Raw genomic sequence first — 5,458 nt, 5'->3', positions numbered from 1 at the left:
GGAAAAAAATACGCTGTTAAATTTAAATGTACCTGTTTTTCAGGGCCTTATATATTATTATAAAGAATACAAGGAATGGATAGATTCATCAGGACTTGATGTTGTAAGCTCCATAATGAGCGCCATGCTTCCAGAAATAGATGGTACAATAGAACCGATACTTGTTGGCGTTATTAAAAAAATTTCTGAAAAGGGAACAGTTTACAGGGAATTATCCCCGGTATATGAGCAGATAAATTATATGGCAAATAGAATAAAAAAGTGGGTTAATTTAAAATATAAAAATAACGGTGATAAAAAAATAGCAATTATACTCCATTCAGGTTCATCTTTTAAGGACCTTGAGGCAAATATAGGCACTGCAACAGGCCTTGATACATTAAATTCTGTTGCCAATATAATGAAAATACTTAAAAACTCTGGCTTCTCTCTGGATTATGTACCTGAAAATGGCGAGGATCTTATACAGGAAATATTAAGGAAAAAGGCCATCCCTGAGGGTAAATGGACATCAATTGAAAACATAATAGATAGAAAAGGTGCTGTCGATACCATAAACTCTGATGAATATTCCAAAATTTTTAATTCAATACCCGAGGATTCAAGAAAGGCAATAATCAACCGCTGGGGAAATATAAACTGGAACAGGGATTACATGGTATTAAATTCACAATTTTACATACCGGGGCTTCTCTCTGGAAATATTTTTATAGGCATACAGCCAAAAAGAATAACGTTTTCAGATGATGATAACAGCATAAGAACCATACATGATTCTGAAACACCAATTACGCATTACTGGCTTGCATTTTATAAATGGATAGAAACAAAATTCGGTGCGGATGCCATAATTCATGTTGGTACTCACGGAACACTTGAATTTACACCCGGAAAGGGTCTCGGCCTCTCACCCTCATGCTTCCCAGAAATTTCCATAGGTACCATGCCGAATATATATCTTTATTCTACAAATGTTCCTGGTGAGGGTATAATAGCAAAGCGCAGGAGCTATGCAGTACTTTTAGATTATATAACGCCACCAACATCCTATGATGAGGTACCTGATGAAATTAATAAGCTTGAGGAATTAATAGATGATTATGAGGAGTCTGAAAAATCAGAAAATAATGCAAGAGAGGATTTAATTTTAAGGGATATAAAAAATCTTGCCAGCAAAATAGGTTTAAGCATAGACTTTGATGACGCACATAAGGCCACACATGAAATAGAACACAGAATAAATCTTTTCAAGGATTCTGTAATAACCCACGGTCTCTATGTATATGCCCAGGAGGTTAATAACGATGATCTGCCTGATTATGTTGCAACTGCCACAAGATTTGATGAACACTCATTAATATCAATGCATGGAAAGGATGCAGCGGTTAAAATGATAAAGGAATATATAAATCATAACAATGATATTCCAGAACTTGAAAGAGGCATTATAAATAATCTAAAATTTTCATCAAAAAATGAGGAAAATAATCTTCTAAAGGCACTCAATGGAGAATTTATACCATCCGGCCTGTCTGGCTCCCTCGCACGTGGAAGATATGATGTTTTACCATCTGGCAGGAACTTTTATGCTGTGGACCCATTTAAGATTCCAAGCCAGTCAGCGTGGCAGGTTGGCGTTATACTTGCAAATAAACTAATAGAAGCCGAATATAAGAAGAATAATAAATTTCCAGAGACAGTGGGTTTTGTGCTCTGGTCAACAGATGCATACAGATCGGATGGGGAGCTCATATCACAGATTTTATTTACCATTGGTGTTGAGCCCATATGGCAGGAGGGTTCAAAGAAGGTTTCCGATGTTAGGGTTATACCAATGGAAAAACTTCAGAGGCCAAGAATAGATGTTGTCATTGAATCAAGCGGAATAGTCAGGGATAATCTATTTAATATTATTGAGCTTATAGATACAGCAATTAGGAAGGTTGCCGAACTTGATGAGTCTGAGGAGGATAATTACATTAAAAAACATTACAGGGAGTACGGCCATTTAATGAGAATTTTTTCATCTAAACCAGGGTCCTACGGGTCCGGTGTGAGCAATGCGGTGGAATCATCAAAATGGAAGAATGAAAATGACCTTGCAGATGTGTTTATAGAGTGGATGGGGTATTCATATGGTAAGAATAACTTTGGAAGGGAGGCAAAAAATGAGCTTTCACTGGTATCAAAAAATATAGATACAATTATACATAAGAGGGAGATTGATGAGATAGATATAAACGACGATTCATGCAACTATTCATATGCAGGCGGATTTTATTTAATGGCAAAAAAGTATGGTTCAAGCCCAAATCTTATGTTTGAGGATACATTCAATCCATCGCGCCCGCAGGTAAGGACAATGAAGGAGGAAATAGAAAGGACGGCAATAGGGAAGCTCTTAAATGATAAATGGATTAATGCACAGAAAAACTTTGGATACAGGGGTGCCACGGAAATGCTCAAAAAAATAGAGCACCTGTATGGCTGGGCGGCCACAACCAAAATGGTAAATGATGCAATTTTTAATAATATAGCCGAAAAATTCATTTTAAACAATGAAATGAAGGAATGGTTTAAAAGGGAAAATCCATGGGCATTAAGTGAGATAACATCCAGAATGATAGAGGCATATAAGAGGGGCATCTGGAATGCATCTGAGGATATGAGGGAAAAACTTGATAATGCCTATATTGAAATGGAGGGTGAGAGTGAATGAAAATTAACTACTTCCCATTTTCTGCAATTCTTGGAAATGATGATATAAAGCTTGGATTAATTATCAATGCAATTGACCCGAAAATAGGTGGAATTTTAATCACAGGTCCAAAGGGCATTGCAAAATCAACAATGGTAAGATCGCTTTCAAATATACTGCCAGAAATGGATTCAATAAGAGGGTGCAGGTTCAACTGCACATTAAATTCTGAAAATCTTTGTGATGAATGCCGTGAAAAGATAGATAATAATTCTGCCGAGATAGTGAAGAAATCAGTGCCTGTAATAACCTTACCAATAAGTTCAACACTTGATCGTGTTGTTGGATCAATAGATATAAATTCTGCCATTTCAGGAAGGGTTAATTTCAGAGAGGGGCTGCTTGGTGAGGCAAACAATGGAATTTTATACATAGATGAGGTAAATCTGCTTGATGATTCCATAGCAGACGCAATACTGGACTCAGCCGCATCAGGCATAAATACTGTTGAAAGGGATGGCGTCTCATATATACATCCTGCGAGATTCATTTTGGTTGGTACAATGAATCCTGAGGAGGGAGAGCTCAGACCACAGCTTCTTGACAGATTTGGTATTTCAGCTGAGGGAAAACTGCCATCAAGCGCAGAAGAGCTAATTGAGATTGCAAACAGGGTTGATGAATTTGATCACAATCCGGTGGAATTTATAAGCAAATATGATCAGGATGATGAAATTTTAAGAGAAAGAATAGTGAGGGCAAGAAATGCTCTTAGATATGTAATCATACCCGATGATATAGAGAAATATATGGCTGATGTTATATTGAAATATCATATGGGTAACAGGGCCATGATATCTGCGGTTAAGGCGGCAAGGGCAATAGCAGCATATAATGGTAATAAAAATGTTACAATGGAGGATGCAAGGAAGGCACTTGAATTTGCACTAAGGCATAGAATCAACGATGATGAAAAAAGCAACATGGAAAGGGAACTTAACAATACCGGTCAAAATCAGGGCAATAAAAATGAGAATATAAATGAGGATATGAACAATAATGATATAAATAATGATGAAAAAATGCCGGTAAAAAAAAATAATTCCACAGGGGATGATACCCTAAATAATATTGAGAATCCCAGAATAGATATGAAATTAAGAAATGAGATTATTAAAAAGAGCGGAAGAAATGCAAAATCTGGAAATTTTATAAGAACAGGACATAAAAACGGGAATCACCTTGATCTTTATTCGTCCATGGTATCCATGAAAATCAATAATCATAAAAAGATGCAGGCATCGGATATTGTCCTGAGGGAGGGTTATTCCGGTGGTGCCGTCCCGGTTATAATAGCAATTGACTCAAGCACGTCCATGGGTTTTAAAAGAAGGATAGGAAATGCACTAGAGCTGTCAAAACTTTTATTTAAAAAGGCTTATATTACAAGAAGCAGGGTTGCACTCATATCGTTTTCAGGCACAGGCGCCAGAGTATTAATGAACTTTTCCAGAAATTTCACGGTCCTCAACCAGAGGCTTAAATCCATAAAAAGTTCAGGGAAAACACCCCTTTTAGAGGGCTTAAAACAGATATATAAAACGTCAGCATATTCTGGTGAAAAAACAGTTTCAGTACTTTTTACAGATGGTCGCGGAAATTATCCACCCGGAAATATGAAGGATGATATTATTGATATATCCAAAAAATTAAAGAATGTTTCAAGGCTTTATATAATAAATGGCGAAAATGGATTCTTACCAACATATAATAATTTAATAGCAGAATATTCAAACGGGCATATAATAAGCGATGTTAACAATGTAAAAATAAACTGAATATAAAAATAAATAATATAAATGCATTATAAATCCAATGACAGATGAAATACCTGAAAAACGGAATAAGCATCCATATTTTATGTATGATATGATAAAGGATATTCCCAATGGGCTTAATGAAACTGTAAGGGAGATGGAAAAATTTGATTATGATATTATAAAATCACCGCTTGTATTTACCGGAAATGGTACTGCATATCACAGTGAGTATATAGGCTCTCAGTTCCTTAATAAACTGGATGTTAATTACAGGGTTATACAGGCATATGAACTTCTTAATTATTCCGGCCTTTCAAAGGGGACTGTGGTGGGAATTTCCCACAGTGGAAAAACAAAATCAACCATGGATGCACTAAGTTATATGAAAAAATATGCATTTACTGTTGGAATAACACATTATGAAAATACAACAATAGGGAATATAACAGACAAAACAGTAATTATAAAAACCCCTGATCTTTCACTGTGCAATACCAAGGCATTTTTTGATAATGCAATCGCATCAATGTATATAGCACAGAACTATGCAGGCATTGATGTGGGAATTAAGGAAATAATAAAAAAAATAATAAATCTTGTTTCAGTTATGGAAAAACCGGTTATGGATATTGCAGGGCAGCTCAATGATATAAATACAATATTCGTGCTTGGGTCAGGCCCCAACTATCCTGTGGCAAGGGAGGCTGCACAGAAGATAAAGGAGGCAACACACATACATGCAGAGGGCATAGAGCTTGAGGAATTCAACCATGGATGCACATCAATTATAGATGATAAATCGTTGCTAATCCTCATTGGCGATGGCTATAACAATGAAAGAATGAACCAGATAGTAAGAGCATGCAGGGTAACCGGGACAAAAACACTGACATTAAATGGCAGTGGTGATTTTAACATAAACATAGATGGATTTAATGAT

3 protein-coding genes are annotated in these 5,458 nt (G+C 36.1%); all 3 read left to right on the top strand.

Annotation, left to right across the window (positions count from 1 at the left end):
- Positions 1-2,719: cobaltochelatase subunit CobN (locus QXW15_RS07765; RefSeq protein ID WP_342790301.1), on the top strand; the 2,719-nt coding region annotated here is incomplete at its 5' end.
- Complete coding sequence (locus QXW15_RS07760) at positions 2,716-4,536, top strand: VWA domain-containing protein (RefSeq protein ID WP_048101513.1); 1,821 nt, start codon at positions 2,716-2,718, stop codon at positions 4,534-4,536. The genes QXW15_RS07765 and QXW15_RS07760, both read left to right, overlap by 4 nt.
- A 37-nt stretch (positions 4,537-4,573) precedes the next feature.
- The coding region (locus tag QXW15_RS07755; protein WP_342790299.1) for an SIS domain-containing protein at positions 4,574-5,458 on the top strand (885 nt) is incomplete at its 3' end.

It is taken from the genome of Acidiplasma sp. (assembly GCF_038728925.1).
Lineage (GTDB): Archaea > Thermoplasmatota > Thermoplasmata > Thermoplasmatales > Thermoplasmataceae > Acidiplasma > Acidiplasma aeolicum.
Note: the sequence above shows the minus strand (reverse complement) of the source record. Positions and strands in the feature narration are given on the sequence as shown.

Coding starts and splice junctions, on each gene's coding strand:
- QXW15_RS07760 (WP_048101513.1), top strand. CDS start 2,716: ATGAAAATTAACTACTTCCCATTTTCTGCAATTCTTGGAAATGATGAT.